Annotated in this window: 27 protein-coding genes and 1 tRNA gene; 24 read left to right on the top strand and 4 right to left on the bottom strand. The window is 46.9% G+C overall.

Annotated elements, in window-relative coordinates:
* The 22 genes from uvrA to CHH53_RS10545 all read left to right on the top strand — a co-directional run bounded on the left by uvrA (window position 1) and on the right by CHH53_RS10545 (window position 21,534).
* Window positions 1-2,880 carry an excinuclease ABC subunit UvrA gene (gene uvrA / locus CHH53_RS10650; RefSeq protein ID WP_095216116.1) on the top strand — a complete coding sequence of 960 codons (2,880 nt, stop codon included), beginning with the start codon at window positions 1-3 and terminating at the stop codon, window positions 2,878-2,880.
* A 131-nt stretch (window positions 2,881-3,011) separates the two neighbouring features.
* Window positions 3,012-3,359, top strand: coding sequence for a YojF family protein (locus CHH53_RS10645; RefSeq protein ID WP_095216115.1), 348 nt, complete (start codon window positions 3,012-3,014; stop codon window positions 3,357-3,359).
* A gap of 15 nt (window positions 3,360-3,374) precedes the next feature.
* Entirely contained in the window at window positions 3,375-4,049 is a 675-nt protein-coding gene (gene bshB2, locus CHH53_RS10640) for a bacillithiol biosynthesis deacetylase BshB2 (protein ID WP_095216114.1), read from the top strand.
* A gap of 27 nt (window positions 4,050-4,076) precedes the next feature.
* Window positions 4,077-5,180, top strand: coding sequence for a DUF4097 family beta strand repeat-containing protein (locus tag CHH53_RS10635; RefSeq protein WP_095216113.1), 1,104 nt, complete (start codon window positions 4,077-4,079; stop codon window positions 5,178-5,180).
* 1 nt (window position 5,181) lies between these two features.
* A complete protein-coding gene (locus tag CHH53_RS10630; protein WP_095216112.1) occupies window positions 5,182-5,538 on the top strand; it encodes a phage holin family protein in 357 nt (118 codons plus the stop codon).
* A gap of 107 nt (window positions 5,539-5,645) precedes the next feature.
* Window positions 5,646-6,602, top strand: a complete 957-nt coding sequence (hprK, locus tag CHH53_RS10625; RefSeq protein ID WP_095216111.1) for an HPr(Ser) kinase/phosphatase — start codon at window positions 5,646-5,648, stop codon at window positions 6,600-6,602.
* Window positions 6,589-7,407, top strand: coding sequence for a prolipoprotein diacylglyceryl transferase (lgt, locus tag CHH53_RS10620; RefSeq protein WP_095216110.1), 819 nt, complete (start codon window positions 6,589-6,591; stop codon window positions 7,405-7,407). Before hprK ends, lgt begins: the two co-directional genes overlap by 14 nt.
* Window positions 7,408-7,431: 24 nt before the next feature.
* On the top strand, window positions 7,432-8,103 hold the full coding sequence (gene ppaX / locus CHH53_RS10615) for a pyrophosphatase PpaX (RefSeq protein ID WP_095216109.1): 672 nt from the start codon (window positions 7,432-7,434) through the stop codon (window positions 8,101-8,103).
* Window positions 8,075-8,584, top strand: coding sequence for an acyltransferase (locus CHH53_RS10610; protein ID WP_095216108.1), 510 nt, complete (start codon window positions 8,075-8,077; stop codon window positions 8,582-8,584). The genes ppaX and CHH53_RS10610 overlap by 29 nt, the downstream gene beginning before the upstream one ends.
* A gap of 31 nt (window positions 8,585-8,615) precedes the next feature.
* Window positions 8,616-9,158 carry a glycerol-3-phosphate responsive antiterminator gene (locus tag CHH53_RS10605; protein WP_095216107.1) on the top strand — a complete coding sequence of 181 codons (543 nt, stop codon included), beginning with the start codon at window positions 8,616-8,618 and terminating at the stop codon, window positions 9,156-9,158.
* 275 nt (window positions 9,159-9,433) lie between these two features.
* Window positions 9,434-10,276 (top strand): MIP/aquaporin family protein, encoded by an 843-nt coding sequence (locus CHH53_RS10600; protein ID WP_095216106.1) that lies wholly within the window; start codon window positions 9,434-9,436, stop codon window positions 10,274-10,276.
* A complete protein-coding gene (gene glpK / locus CHH53_RS10595) occupies window positions 10,276-11,766 on the top strand; it encodes a glycerol kinase GlpK (protein ID WP_095216105.1) in 1,491 nt (496 codons plus the stop codon). Before CHH53_RS10600 ends, glpK begins: the two co-directional genes overlap by 1 nt.
* Window positions 11,767-11,964: 198 nt before the next feature.
* Window positions 11,965-13,647, top strand: a complete 1,683-nt coding sequence (locus tag CHH53_RS10590; RefSeq protein ID WP_095216104.1) for a glycerol-3-phosphate dehydrogenase/oxidase — start codon at window positions 11,965-11,967, stop codon at window positions 13,645-13,647.
* A gap of 118 nt (window positions 13,648-13,765) precedes the next feature.
* Window positions 13,766-14,773: a tetratricopeptide repeat protein gene (locus CHH53_RS10585; RefSeq protein ID WP_095216103.1), complete on the top strand. Its 1,008-nt coding sequence runs from the start codon at window positions 13,766-13,768 to the stop codon at window positions 14,771-14,773.
* Window positions 14,774-14,866: 93 nt separating this feature from the next.
* A complete protein-coding gene (gene trxB, locus CHH53_RS10580) occupies window positions 14,867-15,820 on the top strand; it encodes a thioredoxin-disulfide reductase (protein ID WP_095216102.1) in 954 nt (317 codons plus the stop codon).
* A 289-nt stretch (window positions 15,821-16,109) separates the two neighbouring features.
* Window positions 16,110-16,577: an 8-oxo-dGTP diphosphatase gene (locus CHH53_RS10575; RefSeq protein WP_095216101.1), complete on the top strand. Its 468-nt coding sequence runs from the start codon at window positions 16,110-16,112 to the stop codon at window positions 16,575-16,577.
* A 14-nt stretch (window positions 16,578-16,591) separates the two neighbouring features.
* On the top strand, window positions 16,592-17,473 hold the full coding sequence (rapZ, locus tag CHH53_RS10570) for an RNase adapter RapZ (RefSeq protein WP_095216100.1): 882 nt from the start codon (window positions 16,592-16,594) through the stop codon (window positions 17,471-17,473).
* Entirely contained in the window at window positions 17,473-18,417 is a 945-nt protein-coding gene (locus CHH53_RS10565) for a gluconeogenesis factor YvcK family protein (RefSeq protein ID WP_095216099.1), read from the top strand. Before rapZ ends, CHH53_RS10565 begins: the two co-directional genes overlap by 1 nt.
* Before the next feature lie 34 nt (window positions 18,418-18,451).
* Window positions 18,452-19,402, top strand: a complete 951-nt coding sequence (gene whiA, locus CHH53_RS10560) for a DNA-binding protein WhiA (RefSeq protein ID WP_095216098.1) — start codon at window positions 18,452-18,454, stop codon at window positions 19,400-19,402.
* Window positions 19,403-19,511: 109 nt separating this feature from the next.
* Window positions 19,512-19,778, top strand: a complete 267-nt coding sequence (locus CHH53_RS10555) for an HPr family phosphocarrier protein (protein WP_095216097.1) — start codon at window positions 19,512-19,514, stop codon at window positions 19,776-19,778.
* 122 nt (window positions 19,779-19,900) lie between these two features.
* Window positions 19,901-20,908 (top strand): signal peptide peptidase SppA, encoded by a 1,008-nt coding sequence (gene sppA / locus CHH53_RS10550; protein ID WP_095216096.1) that lies wholly within the window; start codon window positions 19,901-19,903, stop codon window positions 20,906-20,908.
* Between the two features lie 11 nt (window positions 20,909-20,919).
* Window positions 20,920-21,534: an RDD family protein gene (locus CHH53_RS10545; protein WP_233135036.1), complete on the top strand. Its 615-nt coding sequence runs from the start codon at window positions 20,920-20,922 to the stop codon at window positions 21,532-21,534.
* 44 nt (window positions 21,535-21,578) lie between these two features.
* Here the strand turns inward: CHH53_RS10545 and clpP are convergent, their stop codons facing one another.
* Entirely contained in the window at window positions 21,579-22,166 is a 588-nt protein-coding gene (gene clpP, locus CHH53_RS10540) for an ATP-dependent Clp endopeptidase proteolytic subunit ClpP (RefSeq protein ID WP_095216095.1), read from the bottom strand.
* A 300-nt stretch (window positions 22,167-22,466) separates the two neighbouring features.
* On the opposite strand from clpP, the gene CHH53_RS10535 reads away from it, so the two are divergent.
* Window positions 22,467-23,273 (top strand): manganese catalase, encoded by an 807-nt coding sequence (locus CHH53_RS10535; protein WP_095216094.1) that lies wholly within the window; start codon window positions 22,467-22,469, stop codon window positions 23,271-23,273.
* Between the two features lie 139 nt (window positions 23,274-23,412).
* Window positions 23,413-23,488 (top strand) — tRNA-Arg (locus CHH53_RS10530).
* Between the two features lie 108 nt (window positions 23,489-23,596).
* Here the strand turns inward: CHH53_RS10530 and CHH53_RS10525 are convergent.
* From CHH53_RS10525 to CHH53_RS17360, 3 genes are all read right to left on the bottom strand, one after another.
* On the bottom strand, window positions 23,597-24,733 hold the full coding sequence (locus CHH53_RS10525) for a site-specific integrase (RefSeq protein WP_095216093.1): 1,137 nt from the start codon (window positions 24,731-24,733) through the stop codon (window positions 23,597-23,599).
* 15 nt (window positions 24,734-24,748) lie between these two features.
* Window positions 24,749-25,237, bottom strand: coding sequence for an ImmA/IrrE family metallo-endopeptidase (locus CHH53_RS10520; RefSeq protein ID WP_095216092.1), 489 nt, complete (start codon window positions 25,235-25,237; stop codon window positions 24,749-24,751).
* A 77-nt stretch (window positions 25,238-25,314) separates the two neighbouring features.
* Window positions 25,315-25,858, bottom strand: a 544-nt coding sequence (locus CHH53_RS17360; RefSeq protein ID WP_158221541.1) for a hypothetical protein, incomplete at its 5' end; no start/stop codon positions are given.

Below are 25,858 nucleotides of genomic sequence, written 5' to 3'. Positions count from 1 at the left end.
GTGGCGAAGAAGAGCATTTCAGTCAGAGGCGCCCGTGCCAATAACTTAAAAAATATAGATGTCGATATTCCGAAGGATAGCCTGGTCGTGCTGACCGGCCTATCCGGTTCGGGGAAATCCTCACTCGCTTTTGATACCATCTATGCAGAAGGACAGCGGCGCTATGTAGAATCCCTATCTGCCTATGCCCGCCAGTTCCTCGGCCAGATGGACAAGCCCGACGTCGATTCGATTGAAGGCTTGTCGCCGGCTATCAGTATCGACCAGAAGACGACAAGCAAGAACCCACGTTCCACAGTCGGGACGGTAACGGAAATCTACGATTATTTACGGCTGTTATATGCCAGGGTGGGCAGACCGACTTGTCCGCGTCATGGAATCGAAATAAGCTCCCAGACTGTGGAACAAATGGCCGATCGGATCTTGGAATTTCCGGAACGCTCCCGCCTGCAGGTCCTTGCCCCGGTCATTTCAGGGAAAAAAGGGGAGCATGTCAAAGTGCTCGAAAAGCTGAAATCGGAAGGCTATATTCGTCTGCGTGTGGACGGTGAGATGGTGGAAATCACCGATGATATCAAGCTGGAGAAAACAAAGAAACATTCAATCGAAGTGGTAGTCGACCGGATCGTCATCAAGGAAGGTATCACTGGACGATTGACGGATTCCCTGGAAACGGCACTGTCGCTTGGAGACGGCCGTGTCATCGTTGATGTGATGGGCGTCGAGGAGCTGCTTTTCAGTGAGCATCACGCCTGCCCGATTTGCGGATTCTCGATCGGTGAATTGGAACCGCGCATGTTCTCCTTCAATAATCCATTCGGAGCCTGCCCGACTTGTGATGGGCTGGGGACGAAACTGGAAGTCGATCCCGACCTGGTTATCCCTGACAAAGAGCTTACCTTGCGCGATGGTGCAATCGCAGCTTGGGAACCGACCAGCTCGCAATATTACCCGAAGCTGCTGGAAGCTGCCTGCAGTCATTTTGGCATCGATATGGATGTACCCGTCAGCGAACTGCCGGAGGGACAGCTGGATATCCTGATGAATGGGAAGAAAAAGGAGAAAATCCATTTTCGTTATGAAAATGACTTCGGCCGTGTCCGTGAAAGCAATATCGAGTTCGAAGGCGTGGTGACGAATATTGCTCGCCGTTATCGGGAAACGACATCGGATTTCATCCGTGAACAAATGGAAAAGTATATGAATAACCGGCCATGTCCGAAGTGTAAAGGGCATCGTCTTCGTGAGGAATCGCTCGCAGTCCTGATCAATGGCCATCATATCAGCAATGTAACCGAGAAATCCGTCCTGGAAGTGAAACACTTCATGGAAGAGCTGGAACTGAACGAAAAGGAAAGGCAGATTGCGTTCATGATCACCAAGGAGATCATCGACAGGATAACCTTCCTGAATAACGTCGGTCTGGATTACCTGACCCTTTCACGTTCAGCCGGTACGCTGTCGGGCGGGGAAGCCCAGCGTATCCGTCTTGCCACACAGATCGGCTCTGCTTTGACTGGTGTCTTGTATGTATTGGATGAACCATCCATCGGCCTGCATCAGCGGGATAATGACAGGCTGATCGAAACGATGAAACGGATGCGCGATCTTGGCAATACGCTTATCGTGGTCGAGCATGATGAAGATACGATGATGGAAGCGGACTGGCTCATCGATGTCGGCCCCGGTGCCGGTGAGCATGGCGGGCAGATCACGAGTCAGGGAACACCTGAAAAGGTGATGAAAGATAAAAAATCACTTACGGGTCAGTACTTATCCGGTAAGAAATTCATTCCGCTGCCATTCGAACGCCGCAAACCGGATAAGGACCGCACCATCGAAGTCATCGGAGCGGAAGAGAATAATCTGAAGAAAGCTTCTGCTGAGATACCGCTGGGTCTTTTCACTGCGGTGACCGGTGTGTCCGGCTCCGGTAAAAGTACATTCGTCAATGAGATCCTGCATAAGGCATTGGCGCAGAAACTGAACCGGAGCAAAGTGAAGCCAGGTAAGCATAAGCAGATCAAAGGATTGGAGCACTTGGACAAAGTCATCGATATTGACCAATCGCCTATCGGGCGCACTCCTCGTTCCAACCCTGCTACGTATACCGGCGCCTTCGATGACATTCGGGATGTATACGCAAGTACGAATGCTGCAAAGGTCCGCGGATATAAGAAAGGCCGCTTCAGCTTTAATGTGAAAGGCGGCCGCTGCGAAGCTTGCCGCGGGGATGGCATCATCAAGATCGAGATGCATTTCCTGCCGGATGTGTATGTGCCGTGCGAGGTTTGTCACGGGAAACGGTACAATCGGGAAACACTTGAGGTTAAATATAAAGGAAAAAGCATCGCTGATGTATTGGATATGACAATCGAGGAAGGATTGGAGTTCTTCTCCAATATTCCAAAAATCAAGCGAAAGCTGCAGACGATTTCAGATGTAGGGCTAGGTTATGTGAAGCTGGGTCAGCCGGCTACCACGCTATCCGGAGGGGAAGCGCAGCGAGTGAAACTGGCGAGTGAATTGCATAAACGCAGCAACGGTAAAACATTCTATATCCTGGATGAGCCGACGACGGGTTTGCATGTGGATGATATTGCAAGATTGCTGAAAGTATTGAACCGTATCGTCGAAAACGGCGACACTGTCCTTGTCATCGAGCATAATCTAGATGTCATCAAAACAGCCGACTATCTCATCGATCTTGGTCCGGAAGGCGGGGATAGAGGCGGACAGATAGTAGCGACCGGTACACCGGAGGAAGTGGCAGAAGTACCTGGTTCGTACACCGGGAAATACTTGAAGCCGATCCTTGAGCGCGATCGGGAACGGACAGCGAGTCAATTGGAATATGCAACGCATGTTGCGGAGCGATGAATGGGATACAGCGGGCTGAAGCTCGCTGTATTTTTGCTGTCCATCAGCATGCAAATCATCAAATCGAGCATTACAGCGGAATTTGTAGTAAAATGTTTGTCTAGATATAGCTTTGGAAGGAGCGACTTACGGTGAAGCCGATTGATTTGAAAGAAGTGCAAGACCACATAGATGCATTTGCAGGAAAAAAAGTGTTTATACATCTTGAAACGACAAATGGAGCATATGCTAATCATGTAGATGAAAAAGCGTATAATGTTGGTGCCTTTATCCGAAATGCACAGGTTATTTATGAGCATGGAAAGATCAAAGGTTCCGGGACGGCCTATCGAGTTGGTTTGAAAACGGAAAACGGATGGGTATACGCAGAAGGGCTGAATGCCTGGGAAGTGGATGGACAAAATCGCCTGCTCATGGCTGGTCATGATCGGGAAGGCCGGTTGATGGTTTCATTGGAAATAAGCGAGACAGCGTTTTAAGGAGGAGCAATAATCATGGAAAAACACGTAGTAGTCATCTTCCCGCATCCGGACGACGAGGCTTTCGGAGCAGCTGGTACAATCGCCAAGTTCAGGGAAGAAGGAGTGCCTGTCACTTATCTATGCGGTACGTTAGGTGAAATGGGCCGAAATATGGGGAATCCGACTTTTGCGACGCGGGAATCCTTACCGGAAATCCGTAAAAAAGAATTGCAGGATGCTTGCGAAGTTATGGATGTCGAGCTGAAAATGCTTGGTTACCGGGATAAGGTCCTGGAATTCGAGGATTTATCCAAAGTCAGTGATCACTTGAAGGGACTGCTGGAACAGATCAAGCCAACACTCGTGATCACCCATTATCCTGAATATGCAGTCCATCCGGACCACAATGCATTGGGGGCGGCGGCAATCGATGCGGTGTCGCGGATGGATGAAAGCACACGTCCGACGGTCTGGGCGCAAGCGTTCATGCGCGGATATCAGGAGATTCTAGGCAAGCCTGACGTTGTCCAGGATATTCGTCCATTCGTCAAAACAAAGGTGAAAACCATCCTTTGCCATAAATCCCAGGCACAAGGCGTACTTGTCAATGTCACTGGAGCGGAGCTTACGGAAGAGAACATGGAGTCCATAGCGCTGGAACATTTCAAAGAGGAGACATTCTATACTTGGAACTTCGATAACATATGATTCGTATATGTGTAAAGGAGGCTTTGTATGAGAACAGAAAGAAAGAGGATCCTGAAACAGCTCGAGGAAGGAAAGCTCACTGCCGAAGAAGCAGAGCTGGAGCTTGCGGCTCTTGATGAGCGTGCTTTCGGTGCTGTACAGCATACGGATGAAGAGAAGGAGCCGGTGGTGCAGGAGCTTGTCACGGCAGGCGAAGAGCCAAAATCCCAGCGTGTCGGTAAAGCAGCCAAGAAAAAGTCTGTCGGTCCGAAAGTACTGCAATATGTCCAGCAGGCTTTCACCAAGATCAAGAATGCTGACCTGGATTTGAACTTCGGCGATCATCATGTAGTCGAGCATATATTTCAGGCAGATGAGACATTCTCGAAAATGGACCTGAAAATCTATAATGGCTCTGTTACGATCAAAAGCTGGACCGAACCTCTTGCCCGTCTGGAAACAAAGGCGAAAGTCTATCAGGAAGAGGATGAGCAGGCTGCCAGAAGGCGGTTCACGGATAAAGCCTATTTTGCCGTCGCGGATGGAAAATTGCAGTTCTCGCTGCAGGATAAACGGATCAAACCGGAAATCACCTTGTATGTCCCGGAAGCAGTATATGATGAATGTGTCGTGAAAACCTTCAATGGAACGATCCGGACCGATTCGGTGAGCAGTGTGAATATCTATTGCAAGACGACAAATGGAAGCATCGATCTCCATGGGGGAGGCGGCTCGATAGTCAGCGCCGAGACATCGAACGGCAGCATCAAGCTGAAGCAGGTGACAGCAAAGGATCTGCTTTGTGAATCCGTCAATGGCTCACTTAGGCTGGAGGGAAGTTTCCGTAAGCTTGATGCCCAAACGTTCAATGGCAGTATCCATTGCGAGTGGCATAATTCCGATCCGGACAGTGCATTTTTCAAGGCAACCAATGGCAGTATCCGGTTGAAGTCCCTGGCCGCGATTCCTTTGAACGGACGGATTACGACGAATATCGGATCTCTGCATTGCGACTTGGACGAATATATCGTCATAGATGAATCGAAGGAAGTCGTCAAGAAAGCACTGAAATTCGAGACTTACCCAGCAGCGCAGGAAAAGCTTCATTTGGAAGCGAACACGAAAACGGGTTCTGTCTGGGTCCTTCCATGATATGCTGAGATGGATTTTGACACTATTGCTGAATAGCGTGTCATTGATCATTGTGAGCCGTATCTTCGACTCCTTTTATGTAGAGGGCTTCGGGACTGCCATCCTGGCCAGCTTCATCCTGTCGATTCTGAATATCCTTGTCCGGCCTGTGCTGATTGTCCTGACACTGCCGCTGACCGCTTTGACGCTAGGATTGTTTTTGTTTGTGATCAACGCAATCACCTTGATGATCACACAAGGCTTGATCGGGGATAATTTCATAATCGATGGATTCGGGACAGCAATCATTGCGGCAATCATACTTGCCTTGCTGAATCTCTTGCTGAACTGGCTCATCCGGGATCGGATCACGAGCTGAAACCAAGCCTTGCAGCGGCATGCTGCAGGGCCTTTTTTATGCCCAGGTATCTATCTTTTCGGGAAGTATGCTAGAATAAACAAGAATTGTTAGGATGGAGGGTTTTTATGGCAAAAGTAGTCATTCAGGATTTATTGGATCGTTTCAATCTGGAATTGCTGACTGGGAATACAGGCGTACAACGTGAAATTTTCATGAGTGATATTTCCCGTCCTGGTATAGAGTTGACAGGTTATTTTAAATATTATCCGAAAGATCGGCTGCAATTGTTCGGTAAGACGGAGCTTTCCTTTTTGGAGGAGCTGACAAGCGAACAGAAGAAGGATCGGTTTGAGAAGATTTGCTCTGATATCACACCTGGTTTGATCATTACGAGAGGCCAGGAAGTGCCGCCGGAGATGATGGAAGCGGCAGAGGCTGCCGGTGTCCCGATTTTACGGTCGCCGCATAAGACGACACGTGTCATCAGCCGGATAACGAATTTCCTGGAGGCCAGGTTTGCACCATTCACAGCAGTCCATGGAGTGTTGGTGGATATCTATGGAATCGGCATCCTGATCACCGGCCAGAGCGGTGTCGGAAAAAGTGAAACAGCGTTGGAGCTCGTCAAGCGCGGGCATCGTCTTGTTGCTGACGACAGCGTCGAAATCCGGCAGGAGGATTACGATACCCTTATCGGAAATTCGCCTTCCTTGATCGAGCATTTATTGGAGATCAGGGGTTTGGGCATCATCAATGTCATGACATTGTTTGGCGCAGGGGCAGTGCGCAGCCATAAGAAAATATCGATCGTCATCAATTTGGAAACCTGGGATCAATCAAAACAATATGATCGGGTCGGATTGGATGAAGATACGATGAAAATCATGGATGTCAATGTACCGAAGATGACGGTCCCTGTACGTCCGGGGCGTAACTTGGCTGTCATCATCGAGGTGGCTGCGATGAACTTCCGCCTGAAACGGATGGGTGTGAATGCAGCGGAGGAATTCTCGCAGCGTCTGACGAAAATGATAGAAACAGGAAAAGATAATGGGGGAGACATGACGGATGGAAATGTGTGAAGCACAACCATTGAACCGGGTGTTTTTGGAGCTCGGTTCACTGACGATTTACTGGTATGGCGTCATCATTGCAGTCGGTGCAGCCCTCGGTCTATGGCTGGCCATCCGCGAATCGAAAAGGCGCGGATTACATAAAGATACGTTTGTGGACTTTCTGGTATTTGCCATTCCGGCAGCTATCATCTGTGCCCGTATTTATTACGTTGTTTTCGAATGGGAAAACTATGCAGACGGTCCGTTTTGGAAGGTGTTTGCCATTTGGGAAGGCGGCATTGCCATCCATGGAGCATTGATCGGATCCATCATCACGGCAATCATTTTCTGCCGTGTGAAAAAGATACCGTTTTGGAAGCTGGCGGATATTACTGCGCCGAGTTTGATTCTTGGGCAGGCTATCGGCCGCTGGGGTAATTTCATGAACCAGGAAGCCCATGGAGGTCCAGTTTCGGAAGAGGCATATCAGAACTTCATCCAGTACTTACCGGATTTCATCAATAACCAAATGTGTATCGATGGTGTTCTCTATCATCCGACTTTCCTTTATGAATCACTATGGAATATCCTTGGTTTCGTCATCTTGCTTGTTTTACGCAGGGTGAATTTGAAGCGCGGGGAAATGTTCTTGTTCTATCTTGCTTGGTATAGCCTTGGACGCTACTTCATCGAGGGTATGCGGACGGATAGCCTTGTTGCCGATGGCCTGCGGGCGGCGCAAGTTGTTTCCATCGCAGCGATCGTCCTTGCGGTGGTCATCGTGATCATCCGGCGCCGTCCAGGAGCGAAGACACCTCGTTATAAAGACTAGGAATAGAGAGAGGCGAATGCGATTATGGCAATCACGACATTGTTATTTGATTTGGATGGAACACTGATCGATTCGAATAGCCTGATTCTGGCATCCTACACGGCAACATTGGAGCAGTATATGGGCCGGACATATGAGCGCGAGGAATTGCTCCCGTTCATCGGTCCGCCGCTGAAGGATGTTTTCGAGAACATCGACGCCGAGAGGGCGGAAGAAATGATCGCAGCATATCGGAAGCATAATCTGGAGCATCATGATGCATATGTAGAGGCTTATCCATATGTCGCTGAAACTTTGCAGGAACTGAAGCAGGCAGGTTTTAAACTGGGGATTGTCACAACAAAGGTCCGGGAAACTGCAGAGCGCGGTCTTCGGGTATGCGGTCTTGGAGGATTGTTCGATGTCGTGATCGGGTATGATGATATCGAACATGCAAAGCCGCATCCGGAACCTGTGCTGAAAGGGCTGGAGGCGCTTGGCAGTGTCCCGGGGGAAGCCATCATGATCGGTGATAATCATCATGATATTGAGTCCGGGAAGAATGCGGGTGCAAAAACTGCCGGTGTGGCTTGGTCGATCAAGGGCAAAGAAACCTTGCTGACATATGGGCCGGATTATATGCTGGAGGATATCCGTGATTTATTCGACATCGTAAAGGAAGACGCGCATGCGGAAAACGGAAAGCTATCCCGTTAAAGGACCGAATTCGCTGTGGCAGTTATATAAAACAATCCCTTTTTGGAAAGTAGCCAGGAATTTCGCCGTGGTCCAGATTGGACGATATACGCCATTCCTTGGTTTGAAGAACAGGCTTTACCGATCCTTTCTCAAAATGAAAATCGGTGAAGAAACAGCATTGGCTGTTATGGTCGTGCCGGATTTCCTGTATCCGGAGCGGATCACGATAGGAAAGAACAGCATCATCGGTTATAATACGACCATCCTGGCCCATGAATATTTGACGGATGAATACCGCCTTGGGGATGTCATCATCGGGGATAATGTGATGGTGGGAGCCAATACGACGATCCTGCCCGGCGTCACCATCGGAGACGGAGCGGTCATTTCGGCTGCCACGCTTGTCCACCGGGATGTCCCTCCTGGTGCCATGGTGGGCGGAAATCCGATGCAAATGATTTATACAGCAGAACAACGACAGGACAAGCAGACAACCTAAGTGTCTGCTTGTTTCATGAAGGAGGAAAAGAATGGATTTAGGACAACGGATATTACCTGCAGCCCGTAATGAGCGGGATTTCGATGAATTGCTCCAGCGGGAAGATATGCAGATGATGGTGCTGCTTGAGACAAGGATAGCCCAGCTTCCTTCCCAGATCAAATATGCCAAAAAAGCAGGGAAGAAAGTGTTTCTTCATGTTGACTTGATACAGGGACTGAAGACAGATGATGCCGGGATGGACTTTGTCTGTCAGCGTCTGAAGCCGGATGGTGTCATATCGACAAGGACGAATGTTATCAGTGCAGCCAAAAAATATAAGATAACCGCTGTGCAGCGTTTGTTTTTGATTGATGGACACGCGCTTGATCATAATCTTTCACTGGTCAAGAAGGCGCAGCCTGATTACATCGAAGTATTGCCGGGGTTAATTCCTCATATGATAAAAGAAGTATCCGAAAAAATCGGCGTGCCGGTCATAGCTGGAGGGCTCATACGCACCCAGGAAGATGTGGATGCCGCTCTGGAAGCGGGGGCAACAGCCGTTTCCACATCAAAAAAAAGTTTATGGTAAGTCCTTGACACCGCTTTCAATTAGGTGTAAAGTCTATCTATAAGTTAATAATAATGATCGGAGATACGGAGAATCCATTACCTTTTTAGTACACGTCAGGTGTTTACTATGTTATATTAGGTGATGGATTTTTCTAATCCAAAAGACAGCGCTTCCTTAATAATATTTTTAGGTTGAATGTAGCTATTTTTTTATGATTCTGCAAAGTGCGGTTATTTTGGACGCTGAATGAAAGCGCTCTCCGAAAAATTCTATCAATAAAGGGGACAATCACAATGAGTATCTTCGCAGCCGAAACGATCGGCACAATGGTACTAATACTCTTCGGTGGAGGAGTTGTAGCAGTCAGCAATTTAAGCAAGTCCAAAGGGGAAGGCACAGGCTGGATCACGATTACCATTGCATGGGGTCTTGCAGTGGCGATGGGTGCTTATGCAGTAGGCAGTTTTTCAGGAGCGCATTTGAATCCTGCCGTGACATTAGGGCTGGCAATCAAAGGGGATATCGGCTGGAATGTCGTGCCGGAATATCTTGCCGGTGAAATGCTCGGTGCATTCCTGGGTGCTGTACTGGTGTTCTTGGTTTATTTGCCGCACTGGGCAAAAACATCCGATCCTATGGCAAAACTATCCGTTTTCTCTACTGATCCGGCGATTGATAGTCCATTTTCGAACTTATTGGCAGAAATCATTGGCACTTTCATCCTGATGCTTGGTATTCTATTCATTGGAGGCAACTCTTTAGCAGATGGATTCAATCCATTATTGGTAGGTTTGCTCGTTGCAGTCATCGGGATGGCGCTTGGCGGTCCGACAGGATATGCGATCAACCCAGCCCGTGACTTAGGTCCGCGTATCGCTCATGCATTGCTGCCGATCCCTGGTAAAGGTTCTTCCAACTGGAAGTATGCGTGGGTTCCGGTTGTAGGTCCATTGCTTGGGGGAGCATACGGTGCATATTTCTATATCGGATTTTTCATGGAAGACTTGCAAGTAGGTTTCTGGATTTTATCTGCTGTATTATTAATAATCATTATCGCTGCAGTTCGAGGGGAACTTGTAAAAGCTAACGCAGAGGCAGCTGCGAATAATGGTGTGAAAACGAGGGGGATTAAGTAATGGAAAAATTTATCATGGCACTTGACCAGGGAACAACAAGTTCACGCGCGATTCTTTTCAACCACAATGGCGACATCGTGGAAACTGCACAAATGGAGTTCGAACAGTTCTTCCCGCAATCCGGCTGGGTAGAGCATGATGCGAACGAAATCTGGACGTCCATTTCTGCTTGTATGGCGGAAGTGCTCCGCAAAGCGGACATCGATGCGAAACAGGTTGCGGCGATCGGTATTACGAACCAGCGGGAAACGACAGTCGTATGGGATAAAAACACTGGCCGTCCGATCCATAAAGCGATCGTTTGGCAATCCCGTCAAACAGCTGATATCGTCAATGACTTGATCGAAAAAGGTCATAATGATCTGTTCCGCGAAAAAACAGGCTTGCTATTGGATGCCTACTTCTCCGGTACAAAAGTCAAATGGATCTTGGATAACGTGGAAGGAGCACGTGAAAAAGCAGAGAACGGTGATTTGCTATTCGGTACAATCGACACTTGGCTTGTTTATAAGCTATCTGGCGGTAAAGCGCATGTTACTGATTATTCCAACGCAGCCCGTACATTGATGTACAACATCCATGAGCTTAAATGGGATGATGAACTGCTTGAGATCCTTGATGTGCCGAAGAGCATGCTTCCAGAAGTAAAAGCCTCTTCTGAAGTATACGCCCAGACAATCGACTATCATTTCTTCGGTGAAGAAGTGCCGATCGCTGGTATCGCTGGTGACCAGCACGCTGCCCTATTCGGTCAAGCCTGCTTTGAGCCGGGTATGGTGAAAAATACTTACGGAACGGGCTGCTTCGTCCTTATGCATACAGGTGAGGAAGCTGTTAAATCCGAGCATGGCCTGCTGACAACGATCGCTTGGGGCCTTGATGGGAAAGTGGAATACGCACTCGAGGGAAGCATCTTCGTTGCAGGTTCCGCTGTCCAATGGCTTCGTGATGGTTTGAAGATCATCGAATCTTCTCCTGAAAGCGAGCGCCTTGCGACAAGCGTTTCAGACAATGGCGGTGTTTATGTAGTCCCTGCCTTCGTAGGACTGGGTACACCATACTGGGATAGTGATGCACGCGGTGCGATGTTCGGTATCACGCGTGGTACAACAAGTGCGCATATCACACGCGCAACATTGGAATCACTTGCCTTCCAATCCAAGGATGTCGTCGATGCGATGATCGAGGATTCCGGTATCGATGTGAAACAGCTTCGTGTCGATGGCGGCGTCGTGAAAAACGATTTCCTTATGCAGTTCCAAAGCGATATGCTTGATGTAGACGTAGAACGTCCAGTCATCCAGGAGACAACAGCATTAGGTGCTGCCTACTTGGCTGGTTTAGCGGTCGGCTATTGGGAAAGCCGCGAACAGATCGCCAACAAATGGCAAATCGACCGTACGTTCAAGCCAAACCGCTCCAAAGAAGAAAAAGATCAGCTCTACGCAGGCTGGAAAAAAGCTGTGGAAGCTACACGTACTTTCAAGTAATATACCTTTTCAAATCGGGCTGGGCATGTTATACTGAAGTCACAAGTTAATGATTCGGCCCGAGACATTGGAGAGACCGCGAATATCTATACATTGTATGGATTATTTGTGGTCTCTTTCTGCTTTCTATACATGACTTCTACTATAATGGGGTATAGAAATAGAAGAGCCGCTGAATCTAAAAAGGAGTGTTCAAGCATGACTGTTTTCTCTAGTAAGAAACGTAACGAAATTTATGCGAACTTAACTGATAAACCTTTGGATCTTCTTGTCATTGGTGGTGGGATCACTGGTTCCGGTATCTCACTTGATGCAAGAATGCGCGGAATGAATGTAGGTCTTGTAGAAATGCAGGACTTCGCAGCAGGTACTTCCTCCCGCTCAACTAAATTGGTTCACGGTGGTTTGCGCTATTTGAAACAATTCGAAGTCAAAATGGTTGCAGAAGTTGGTAAAGAACGTGAAATCGTATACGAAAATGGTCCTCACGTAACAACTCCTGAATGGATGCTGCTTCCGTTCCACAAAGGCGGTACATTCGGTCCGTTCACTACCAACATCGGTTTGCGTGTATATGACTATCTTGCTGGTGTGAAAAAAGCGGAACGCCGCACAATGCTGAAACGTGAAGAAGTATTGGAAAGAGAGCCGCTTGTAAAATCTGAAGGCTTGCTTGGCGGCGGCCGTTATGTGGAATACAAAACGGACGATGCCCGCTTGACATTGGAAGTTCTGAAAAAAGCGGTTGAAAAAGGCGTTAACGCAATCAACTATACAAAAGTAATCGAATTCATCTATGATGCTGGCGGTAAAGTTACCGGTGTCGTAGCAGAAGATGTAACAACTGGTGACAAGCACCGTATCTTCGCTAAGAAAATCGTCAATGCCGGCGGTCCTTGGGTGGATACGATCCGTGAAAAAGATGGATCCAAAAAAGGCAAAACACTGCATCTTACAAAAGGTGTCCACTTGGTATTCGACGGACAGCGCTTCCCGTTGCGCCAAGCCGTATACTTCGATACTCCGGATGGCCGGATGGTATTCGCGATTCCGCGTGAAGGCAAGACATATGTCGGTACAACAGATACAACATACAAAGGTGACATCCAGCATCCAGTCATGACTGTCGAAGATCGTGATTATATCATCGATTCCATCAACTACATGTTCCCGACTGTGGAAATCACAAAAGATGATGTGGAATCCAGCTGGGCTGGCCTTCGTCCGCTTATCCAAGAGGAAGGCAAGAAACCGGGCGAGATTTCCCGTAAAGATGAAATCTTCGTTTCCGACAGCGGCTTGATTTCCATGGCCGGCGGTAAGCTGACTGGTTACCGCAAAATGGCAATCGAAGCAGTCAATCTTGTGGCTAAACAGTTCAAGGAAGAAGAAGGCATCCTTTATTCCGAATCCGATACGAAGAACCTGCCTATCTCTGGTGGGGAAGTCGGCGGATCCAAAGGATTCGAACGCTTCAAAGAACGTAAAGTGGATGAAGGGAAAGCAATCGGACTTTCTGCTGAAGACGCATTGAAAATGGTAAGCCGCTACGGAGCGAATGTCGATAAAGTCTTCAGCCGCTTCGAAACATTGAAGGATGAAGCGAAAGCTGCCAATATCGATGCTCTTGTATTCGCACAGCTGCGTTATGCGATTGAAGAAGAACTGGCATACAAACCAGTCGATTTCTTCGTTCGACGCACAGGCGCGCTGCTATTCAACATCGACTTTGTTCATGCTAACAAAGATGCGGTTATTGATTACATGGCTGAAACATTGGGTTATACTGCTGAGCAGAAAGCAGAATATACACGTGAACTGGAAGTCTTGGCAAAAGAAGCAGTTGTACCAGTTAAAGAAGACGACTTGCAAACTGTTTGATCATTCATCCAGGAGACTGTTTCCCTTAGGGGGGACAGTCTTTTTTTCTTAAGGTGTAGGACCGGGTGTGGAAATATGATATACTTCATGGGATATCTAATGCAGTAGGAGGAAACACATGCAAACGCTGGAACCAGCAGAGCAGCAGGCACGACCGACTAACATCATCCCCTTCATACCGGAAGGAGATTTCTATTATACAAAGGGCATCGAGGCCTATCGGAACGGTAAGCTGGACAAAGCCATGAAATGGCTTGAAAAAGCGATCGAGAAGGAACCGACGGAAGTGATCTATCACTGCCAGAAGTCGGTTATTTTTACGGAAATGGGAGCATTCCATAAAGCGATTTATATCCTGGATGACATCATCAAAGAGCATGGGGAGAGCTATGCCGAATGCTTCTACATGCTTGCCTATAATTATTCGAAGCTTGGTTATATGCATGATGCGGAGAAGTTCGCCAACTTGTATCTGGAGATGGATCCGGAAGGGGATTTCCGGCATCAGGCCGAGGAGCTGCTGACCTATGTGGAAGCCGAGGAAGAAGATGATGAGCTTTGGACGACAGAGGAAGAGGATGAGCTCATCATGTTCCAGGAGTCGGCTTTTTATTATTTGGAACGGGAAGAATGGCAGTTCGCTTTACCTATTTTGGAAGAAATGATGAGCATGTTCCCGGAGCATATGCTGGCAAAACATGAGTATGCCAAGGCGCTTTTCTATACTGGCAACCAGAAAGAAGCTGTGCGGATGGAAGAAGAGCATCTGGAGAGCGAGCAAGTCTCTGTCTACACCCATGTCAATCTTGCCGTGTTTTATCACGAAATGCGTTGCTTCGACCAACGGGATGAGCATCTTCGCCTGCTTCGTAATATTTTCCCGATTCATGAAGAGCAGCATCTGCGCATCGCATGCGCTTTTTCCATGACCGGCCATTATGAAGATGCGGTTGACCGCTTTCTCCATTTGGATAAAAGACGCGTGAAAGGACATGCTTCCTATTATAAGTGGTTCAGCTTGGCGGCAAAGAAGGCCGGTAATGAAGAATATGCCGAAAAGCTGTGGCAGGAAGGCAGCCGCAGATTCAGCCATTTGAACAAAGAGGATTTTCATTGGCTTTCCTGAAGCAGCAGGCAGAAAAATGGACGTTGCAGAAAGAATCTTATATGCTAACGAGTAGAGAGAACGACTGATATATAGACGGAAGGGGTCCTATAAATGACTGAAGACAGAATTTATGACGTAATCATTGCAGGAGCTGGACCGGCTGGCATGACGGCAGCGGTTTATGCTTCCCGTGCAAATCTAGATACACTTATGATAGAAAGAGGTATTCCGGGCGGTCAGATGGCAAACACAGAGGATGTGGAGAACTATCCAGGCTATGATTCCATCCTGGGACCGGATCTTTCCAATAAAATGTTCGAGCATGCGAAAAAATTCGGTGCGGAATATGCTTACGGCGATATCAAAGAAGTGAAAGACGGCAAGGAATACAAAACGATCATTGCCGGCAATAAAGAATATAAAACACGATCCCTTATCATTACGACAGGAGCGAAGTGGAAAAAGCTCGGTGTGCCTGGAGAAGACGAATTCAGCGGACGCGGTGTATCTTATTGTGCCGTTTGTGATGGAGCTTTCTTCAAGAACCGTGAATTGATCGTAGTCGGCGGCGGGGATTCAGCTGTCGAGGAGGGTGTCTACCTGACCCGTTTCGCTGACAAAGTGACGATTGTCCACCGCCGGGATAAATTGCGTGCGCAGCCTATCCTGCAGCAGCGTGCCATCGCGAATGAAAAAGTCGATTTCATCTGGGACACAACTGTCGAGGAAATCAATGGCGAAGGCAATAAAGTTTCCAGCGTCACGCTTTTGAATCAGCGTACTGGAGAGAAATACGAAAAATCAGCAGACGGGGTATTCATTTACATCGGAATGGTTCCGCTCAGTGAGCCTTTCCAATCCCTCGGCATCACAAATGAACTTGGCTATATCCACACGAATGAACGTATGGAAACAGCTGTACCTGGTATTTTTGCGGCTGGGGATATTCGGGACAAAGAGCTTCGACAAATCGTGACAGCAACTGGGGATGGCAGTATTGCAGCCCAAGCGGCACAAGCTTACGTGGAAAGCTTGAAAGAAGAGCTGGACGCAATCGGCAAATAAGCGGGCCAGGCTTCCTTGTAAATGATTCTTAATGCTGCTGTAACATGGGCGACATAATCATTTGCTATACTGGTTTTAACTAATTGACCCCCTTTTAATAGATAAATTAGTTATTGGCATAGGTGCCTCGGCACCTATGCATTTTTTTTATTTTTTGGGGAATGACGGCGATTATTGGCAAAGATTAAGGAAACATATTACTGTTTGAAGCGAAACAGAAATAGTATAATATAGAGTGATGTGTAAAACGAATCGACATGTCCACTTACACAGAGAAAGAGGTGGAAGCATGCAACGAGTTGCAAACTGCATTTTGGCAGTTGATGATAAAGTTCTTTTATTGAAAAAACCGAGTAAAGGCTGGTACTCAGCTCCCGGCGGTAAAATGGAGCTGGGGGAGTCGGTCAAGGAAACCGCGGTCCGGGAATTTTGGGAAGAAACAGGCCTGACTGTACATGAACCGGAGCTTCGCGGTACATTTACTTTTGTTATAAAAAAAGACGAAAAAGTCATCCATGAATGGATGATGTTCACCTTTTTCGCCGAAGAATATACAGGTGAATTGCTTGAAGAAAGCCAGGAAGGCAAGCTGGAATGGATAGATATCAAGAATATCAAGGATTTGCCGATGGCAGAGGGAGATCGGGATATATTCGCCCATATGTTCAGCACTGATGAGCCATTGTTCGGCACATTCGTTTACACGGAGGATCGGCAGCTGCTGCAGTCGAAGCTGGATCCGACGACACCAGAATAAAACGGGGGATACGTATGGAGAAACAGTTGAATGAAACGAAGCTCGTCATCATAACCGGTATGTCTGGAGCAGGCAAGACGGTTGCTGTCCAAAGTTTCGAGGATTTGGGCTACTATTGCGTGGATAACCTGCCTCCGGCGCTCCTGCCGACTTTCCTTGACTTGATGCGCGATGCGGCCAATGATATCAAAAAAGTCGCGCTGGTCATGGATTTACGGGGAAGGGAATTCTTTGACTCCTTGTTCGAAGCACTGGACAAGCTCACGATGGAGGATTGGCTGGAGCCGCAAGTACTTTTCCTCGATGCTAAGAATGAAGTTCTCGTAACCAGATATAAAGAAACGCGCAGGACACATCCGCTTGCACCGGAAGGACTTCCGCTCGAAGGCATACAGCAGGAGCGGGCATTGCTCGATCAGATGCGGGGAAGAGCCCAGTTCATCGTGGATACATCGACGCTGAAGCCGAAGCAGCTCCGTGAGAAGATCATGAAGCGCTTCAAGGATTCCGATTACGAAGAATTCACTGTCCAGATGCTGAGCTTCGGCTTTAAGTATGGTCTGCCGATCGATGCAGACCTTGTCTTTGATGTTCGCTTTCTCCCGAACCCGTTTTATGTGGAGAACCTCAGACCGCAGACAGGATTGGATGAGCCGGTGTCTTCCTATGTGTTTAAATGGTCCGATACGCATACCTTCCTGCAGAAGCTGGAGGATATGCTCACCTTCATGCTGCCCCAGTACAGGAAAGAAGGAAAAAGCCAGCTCGTCATCGCCATTGGCTGTACAGGCGGACAGCATCGCTCGGTGGCCATTGCCGAGCATTTGGCGAAACGTTACAGCGACAGCTATGCGACGCATGTGACGCACCGTGATGTAGAAAGGAAAAGCCACTGATGAAAAGAAAAAAAATAGTTGCAATCGGGGGCGGGACAGGCATGCCTGTTTTGCTGCGAGGACTGAAGCAGCTTCCTGTGGATCTTTCGGCAATCGTCACGGTAGCTGATGATGGCGGCAGTTCGGGGAAATTGCGCACAGAGCTTGCGATGCCGGCCCCGGGGGATATCCGGAATGTCATCGCCGCATTGGCCGATGCTGAACCGATGCTGATCGATTTGTTCCAGCACCGGTTTAAAAATGGCAATGGGTTATCCGGTCATTCCATGGGGAATCTGCTGCTGGCGGCAATGACTTCGATCGCCGGGGATTTTTATAACGGTATCAAGGAGATTTCACGGGTCCTGAAAGTGAAGGGGAATATATACCCGATTGCCAATCAGAACGTCGTGCTGCATGCGGAAATGACCGACGGCGAGATTGTGACCGGGGAATCCAATATCCCGCTGGCGAATAAACGGATTAAACGGGTATTTGTCAGTCCGCTGCCCGTCAAGCCGCTTCCGGAAGCAATCGAGGCCATCAAGCAGGCTGATTTGATTGTTATCAGTCCGGGAAGCCTATATACAAGTGTCATGCCGAATCTGATCGTTCCGGAGATTGAGCATGCTTTAAGGGAAGCGCCAGGCAAAGTTGTCTATGTATGCAATGTGATGACACAATACGGGGAAACGACAGGTTATACAGCAGGTGATCATATCCAAGCCATCCATGATCACATTGGAGCCGATATTGTCTCGGCGATTGTCGTGAATAACAGCGCAATCGAGCAGGATATTCGGGAAAATTATGCAGAGGAGAACGCAGAGCCGGTCGTGTATGATATCAGCCGCCTGAAGTCTTTGGGACTTGAAGTGATCGAAGCTGATATCATTGACCATCAACAGCGGAAGCTCCGTCATGATACACACAAAATCGCCAAGCTGCTTTACGCGATGCTGTAAGCGCGCGGCGTGATAAAAAGGGGGGAAGAGCATCGTGAGCTTTGCATCAGAAATAAAAAAGGAATTGACGACCATTCCAATCGAAATGACGGACGTGAAAAGCGAGCTTGCGGCCTTGATCAGGATGAATGGCTCCGTCTCTTATTCGAGACAGGAATATACCCTGGATGTCCAGACGGAGAATGCGGCCATCGCAAGACGTATATATACGCTGCTGAAGGCTATCTATCATCATCCAATCGAGCTGCTCGTCCGGAAGAAGATGAAATTGAAGAAGAACAATGTCTACATTGTACGATTGAACAAGCAAGTGGATGACTTGCTGCGTCGTTTGGAAATACTCGAGGATCAATTCACTTTTGTCCGTACAATAGGCAACTCTTTTACCGACACATCCGAAAAGCGCAGAGCTTACCTGCGCGGTGCCTTTCTGGCAGGCGGATCGGTAAATAATCCGGAGACTTCTTCTTACCACCTGGAAATATTCAATACACATAAAGAACATAGTGATGCACTTTGTGAGCTGATGAATACATTCGACCTGCATGCTCGCAGTACAGAGCGGCGCAAGGGATTCATTACCTACTTAAAAGAAGCGGAGAAGATCACCGAGTTCCTTAATATCGCAGGCGCCCACAGTGCATTGCTGAAATTCGAGGATGTCCGGATTGTCCGTGATATGCGCAATTCGGTCAACCGCCTAGTCAATTGTGAAACAGCCAACCTCAATAAGACAATCGGTGCAGCCTTCCGTCAAGTGGAGAATATCAACTTCATCAAAAACACGGTCGGAATCGAAGCGCTGCCTGAGAAACTCCAGGAAATCGCTGAACTTAGGGTCCAGCATCAGGATGTATCTTTGAAGGAGCTTGGGGAATTGGTTTCCACGGGGAAGATCAGTAAATCGGGAATCAATCACCGCCTCCGCAAAATAGATGAATTCGCTGACAGACTTCGAAATGGGACATCCATTAAAAAGGCATAAGCAGGTATGAAGCATATATAGCATGTGGTATACTAAGAAGACACTCATATGGGTGTTTTCTTTTTCATGAATTTGATAGCGCTTACTTGGAAAATGGGAGGAATCACATGTGATCCAAAAAACGTTGCGTGTCACCCTGGATACTGGTTTGCAAGCCAGACCAGCGGCAAGCTTTGTCCAGCAAGCCAATCGTTATAGTGCCTCTGTCTATGTGGAAAAAGGGAACAAATCGGTCAATGCAAAAAGCATCATGGGGGTGATGAGTCTGGCCATTGCCCAGGAAGAATTGATCACTTTGAAAATTGATGGTCCAGATGAGGAGGAAGCCATGGAGGAGCTCGCTGCCTTCATTACCGCCCCGTCACAAGCCAGCTGATCCACCTGAAAAGTCCTGAAATTATTCAGGACTTTTTTTCTGCTAAATTGTGGTAAGGGAAGCTTACCTAGTGTAGGCTATGTATTGTAAGATTTTTATGGAGAGAGAAAGGAGATCATATTTTGAACGCAAAACGTTGGATCGCGATCGGGATCGCTGCTTTCCTGCTGTTCGTGTCTGTCGGTTTCCAGACCTTGATTTCAGTCATCAATAGTCACTTTACAGAAGCGATTGATTCGGCAACGGGGAGCTCTTTCCTCAGTGAGGAAATCATCGAGGATGGAGATGCGATGAATCGGATAGCAGTGCTGAAAGTGGAAGGCACGATTCAGGATACAGGAGAAGAAGCATCATTATTGGGAAGCGGTACATACAATCATGCAGCCTTTCTGGAGCAATTGGAGCAGGCTGGCCAGGACGATACAGTCGGCGGTGTCATCATAGAAGTGAATAGCCCCGGAGGAGGGGTTGTCGAGAGTGCGGAAATTCACGATAAAGTCGTGGAGGTCCAGGAGGAATACGGAAAGCCTGTTTATGTGTCGATGGGTAACACGGCTGCTTCCGGCGGCTATTATCTGTCAGCCAGTGCCAACAAAATCGTGGCGCATCCAGCGACACTGACTGGTTCGATCGGTGTCATCATGTCCACACTCAATTATTCTGAGCTTGCCGATAAAATCGGCATCAAAGAAGAAGTCATCAAGAGTGCCGAGCACAAGGATATCATGTCCGGTGCAAGGGAAATGACCGATGAAGAAAGGGATATCCTGCAGTCCATCATCGATGATATGTATGCGGACTTCGTACAGGTCATCGTCGATGGACGGGGCATGCCGGAAGAAAAAGTACGTGAATTGGGTGATGGACGCGTATATTCCGGTAAACAGGCCTTGGAAAATGGTTTGGTCGATGACTTGGGGGATCTGGAAGATACGATTGCCATGATGAAGAAAGACCAAGGACTCGAGGATGCGGAAGTGTTTGAATATACGGGAAGCGGCTTCGGTATGGGCTCCTTCTGGGCCACAGCTGCGAAGGATTTGTTTGTATCTGATTCCGATCTGCTTGGCATCAAGGAATTGATGGGCAAAACGAATTCACCGGAAGCTATGTATCTCTATACGGAATAGGAGGCGTTAGCATGGATAAAGAAAAACGTGAGCATCCAGAAGAACTGACGTCACCCGATCAGGATATCTCCAGTACAGGGATACCGGAAGCTGCGGAATCTGACAGACAGACAGAGTCAGATGCCCTATCCGATATGTATCAAGGGAAGGAAAAACTTGATGAGGAAGCGATGGAGCAGCCTGGGGCGGCATCTCCGGCGGCTGTGGCTGATAAACGCTATGCTGGATTTTGGATGCGTTTCTGGGCATATCTTGTCGATCTCATCGTTGTTTTCAGCCTGACGGGTTTGCTCGTCCAGCCTTTTACGATGATAGACGCTTTTTATGAAGCGACGCTTTGGATATGGAGTGTCAGCGCTTTGCTTGGCGGAGTGATTTTCTTTGCTTATTTCCTGTTCATGACCAAATGGCGCGGTCAGACTTTAGGAAAGATGATCTTCGGCTTACGCGTCATCCGGAAGGACGGAGGAGGCCTGTCCTGGTCGGATACGCTGATTCGGGAAGTGGTAGGCCGTTTCATCCACCGCTTGTTGTTTTTGACCATCCTTTATGTGGTCGTGGCATTTACACCAAGGAAACAAGGCGTGCATGATTTCTTTGCAGATACACTTGTCATCCATGAATGAAAAAAGCCATCCAGCAATGCATGCTGGATGGCTTTTCCTATGTCTTATGAAGGGCGTTTCTCCATTACTTTATCGATCAAGCCATAGTTAACCGCTTGTTCTGCTGTAAGGAAGTTATCACGGTCTGTATCGCGCTCGATTACTTCAAGCGGCTGACCGCTGCGCTCCGCCATGATTTCATTCAATTTTTTGCGCATTTCGATGATGCGGCGAGCGTGGATTTCGATATCGCTTGCCTGACCTTGTGTACCGCCTAGAGGCTGGTGAATCATCACTTCACTGTTCGGAAGTGCATAGCGCATGCCTTTTTCACCGGCAGTCAATAGGAATGCACCCATGGAAGCCGCCATACCGATGCAGATAGTCGATACTTTCGGCTGAATGAACTGCATTGTATCATAGATAGCCATACCTGCGGTGATGGATCCTCCTGGTGAGTTGATGTATAGGGAAATATCTTTTTCTGGATCTTCCGCAGCCAAGAATAATAGCTGGGAAACGATGCTGTTGGCAACATTATCATCGATTGCGCTGCCAAGCATGATGATCCGGTCTTTCAGCAGACGGGAGTAGATATCGTAAGCACGTTCTCCTCTGTTTGTCTGTTCGATAACTGTAGGAATTAGATTCATGATAGATCCTCCTTTGGATATGAGCTCATTATGCTAAGTAATGACTAACCTTATCTTACCTAAAAGGTCAATAAAGGTCAAACAAAATACTTACTTTCTATCGCCTATTCCATGCTTCCCTAGTTGGAATGCAAATAAACGCCAGAAATACAGTATCCCGTTAACTTTGACTTTCAATCGATATTCTCCTGCAAATAAGTTTACTTTTCAATTTAATTACAGCTCCAGCAGATGGTTTAAATCATTTGCCATGGTGGAACGTTATCAGCGGAAAGCAAATAAACCGAAGGAGGCAACAACATGTTCAACCATTCGAAAGTACTACAATATCCCGCAAAACCGGATAAGCCAGACGCATTGTTTGCGAAGAAAATGCAGGAAATCCTGGGTGGACAGTTCGGTGAGATCACGGTAGCCCTCCAATACTTATTCCAAGGATGGAGTGCCCGCGGAGAAGAAAAATACAAGGATTTGATCATGGATACAGCTACCGAAGAGATCGGTCATGTCGAAATGATCGCAACGATGATTGCCCGCCTGCTTGATGGTGCACCTGTCAAAGAGCAGGAAGAGGCAGCGAAGGATCCTGTCATCGGGGCCATTCTGGGCGGCATGAACCCGCAGCACGCGATCGTTTCCGGTCTGGGGCCTCGCCCGACAGACAGCAACGGCGTCCCTTGGAACGCTGGCTATATCATCGCAAGCGGTAACCTCCTGGCAGACATCCGTGCCAACATCAATGCCGAGTCCCAGGGCCGGCTGCAGGTCGCCCGGTTATATGAAATGACGGAAGACCGAGGTGTACGCGATATGCTGTCCTTCCTCTTGGCACGTGATTCCATGCATCAAAATCAATGGATCGCCGCTGCCCGTGAATTGGAAGAGAAAAACGGTGTCATCGTACCAGGATCATTCCCAAAAGAGCTTGAAGCAGATGGATTCTCCCATAGCCTGTTCAACTTCTCTGAAGGAGAAGACTCCAAAGAAGGCAGCTGGGCAAACGGGACAGCTCCGGACGGCGGTCAGTTCAACTATGAACAGACACCGACAGCTCACGGCGAGAAACAAGAGCTGCAGCCGGCACCGGACTATATGTATCCGAAATAAGCAATCCCATAGTAAACAAGTAAAAGGAACGGCCACGCGGCAGTTCCTTTTTTGCTGGTATGAAGGTCTATCAATAAAGTACTTGCATAAAAGAGTAAACTCCCGTATAATAATCGTTGTCACATTATTAATTATATATGCGCTCGTAGCTCAGTTGGATAGAGCGGTGGTTTCCGGTACCACGTCTGCCGGGGGTTCGAATCCCTCCGAGCGCGCTAATAGATACAGAGATAGCAAGGGTTCTGGCAGTTGCCGCCCTTGCTATTTTTTTGTTCAAATGCAGTTTGCAAACATTTTGCAAACCTTCGAGTTCCGAAATAAATTTAATCCCTCTTTTTATTGAAAAGCTGTCCCAACATTTCAGCAGCTGCTGATTGCATACCTGGAATTAAATGAGAGTAGGTATCTAATGTTATTTGTATGCTGGCATGCCCTAATCGTTCCTGCACAACCTTCGGGTGAATACCCATCTTCAATAAAAGAGTTGCATGAGTATGCCGCAACGAGTGAAATGATATCCTTTTTACACCTGAATTTTTTATTGTGCGCCAAAACACCTTATTAATATTCGGTGGAGTGATGTAGTTTCCAGTGTCGGTTGCATTTACTAGGTTATAATCAGCATATTTAGAAAGGATCCTATTCTGCCTTTTCTCTTGCTCCGATTTATGTCTTTTTAGAAGTGAAACTGTTTCCTCATCCAAAGTAATAGTTCGATAGCTGGTAGGAGTTTTAAGAACGTTTGTAAGTTCGTACCGTCCACGACCGTCTAATTGCTCTTTTATTTTCAGCTGTTGCTGTACCGAAAGAATACGCTGTTCCAAATCAATTGAATCCCATCGCAAACCCAATACTTCTCCTTGGCGCATGCCTGTGATTAATGCCAGATATATCGGCATATAGTGTTTTTCTTCGAATAAAGACTCCAGGAACTTTTGAACTTCTTCTTCATTCCAAAACTCAATTTTCTTTTTTGGAACTTTAGGAGCATCAGTCTTACTAAACAGGTTCTTGTTAAGTCCGTATTGAGCTCCAGCTGCAATGGCACTGCTTAAAATTCTATAGATGTGTCTCTGTGTTCTTTTGCTTAAACCTTTATCTTCAAGAGAATCCATGAAAGAAGCAATGTGATAATCCTTGACCTTGTTAGTTTGCCATTTCCCTAAAGATGGAATTATATGATTTCTTGAATATGCTTCGTAGTGACGATAGGTGCCATATGTAACGTTTTTCTTTTTCCTTTCTAGCCACTTTTCCATATAATCCGCAAAGGTTATATTTTCACTAGCTACAATTTCTCCTAATTCTAGCTGTTGAATTAGCTTGGGCAGTTCCTTCTCTGCCTCTTTCTTTTTATCAAAACCAGAAAACCACTTTTGTTTACGTTTTCCCAAATGATCACGACCAATGTCTATTACAATGCTATATTTATTTCCACGTTTTCTGATATGTCCTCTCATATGAATGTGTCCTTTCTAGCAATAGGCGAATAATTGTGCCTTCTTTTTATTTAAGAAATCTATGTATCTTTTTTCTGCAAATTTATAATCAACTTTAAAGAGATTAGCTAAATAAAAAACGGTTTCTTTAAATGTAGGGAAAGGATCAATCTGCAATAGCATGAAACTGGGCATGCAAAAGTGGTACATGAACCGGTTAGCATCGAATTCTTGATATTCACGGAATAAGTAGTGCATTCTATTCTGGTCTCCAACATGTTTCAGTGCATGCCGTAGCTCATGAGCAAATGAAGTCCAAGCTTCTTCATAGCATAGGCCTTCTTGTAATAAGATAGTGCGCAAACCCCTAATATTTATATTTCTGCTTTCTTCCGGCCAGTAGTCTATCCAAATATCAAAATATCGAGCAATCTCGATCATATTTATATCTGCAGGCTCTTGGAAACCTAGCGATTCGTAAATCTTCTGAACTTCTTCTTCAAGATGTGAAAAATAATAAACCATAATTGCCCCCTAAAAACATTAAACAAATAAGAATGTATGTTCGCCTATTGATTAAAAATAAAAACCACGAGTGGCTTTTATTTATATATTGTAGACATTTTCTCAAAACCTTCGCTGTCTCCATATGAAGCAAATGCCAATGTGCCGACGGCATCAGTTTTTATCTTTGTGTATACTCCTGGATGTATCCAATAATCATCAGCTACTTTATAAAAATTGCTTTCATCAATATACAGATGAGATCTAAAGTTTTTAAAATTGATGTCTGACGTATTTTCTTTTGTGTAAAAAGTCATTATGACTGGCTCCGTAGTCTCATTTCCTTTTGTATCTTGCATACTTGCAAGCCTTATAAAACCTATACCTTTTAAGTTATCATTTTGGGATAAAGGTTCTAAAATAGCTGATGAATTAATTGCAAAATCTTTAAACATTGTCGTTTCTGACCAAGTAGTATAGTCTTTGAATAATACAAAAGCATATCCATCTTCTATGTCTACATTTTTAACGTTCTCATCTTGCTTCTTTGCAGCAGCAGTAAATTCTTCGCTAGTAGTAGCATTCTGCAAAGTTGCATTTTTAATTTTGTTCTGTTTATTCTTCTCTTCTTCAGCTTTGGCA

Source organism: Terribacillus sp. 7520-G (assembly GCF_002271665.1).
GTDB lineage: Bacteria > Bacillota > Bacilli > Bacillales > Amphibacillaceae > Terribacillus.
This window is presented reverse-complemented; position numbering and strand designations above follow the sequence as displayed.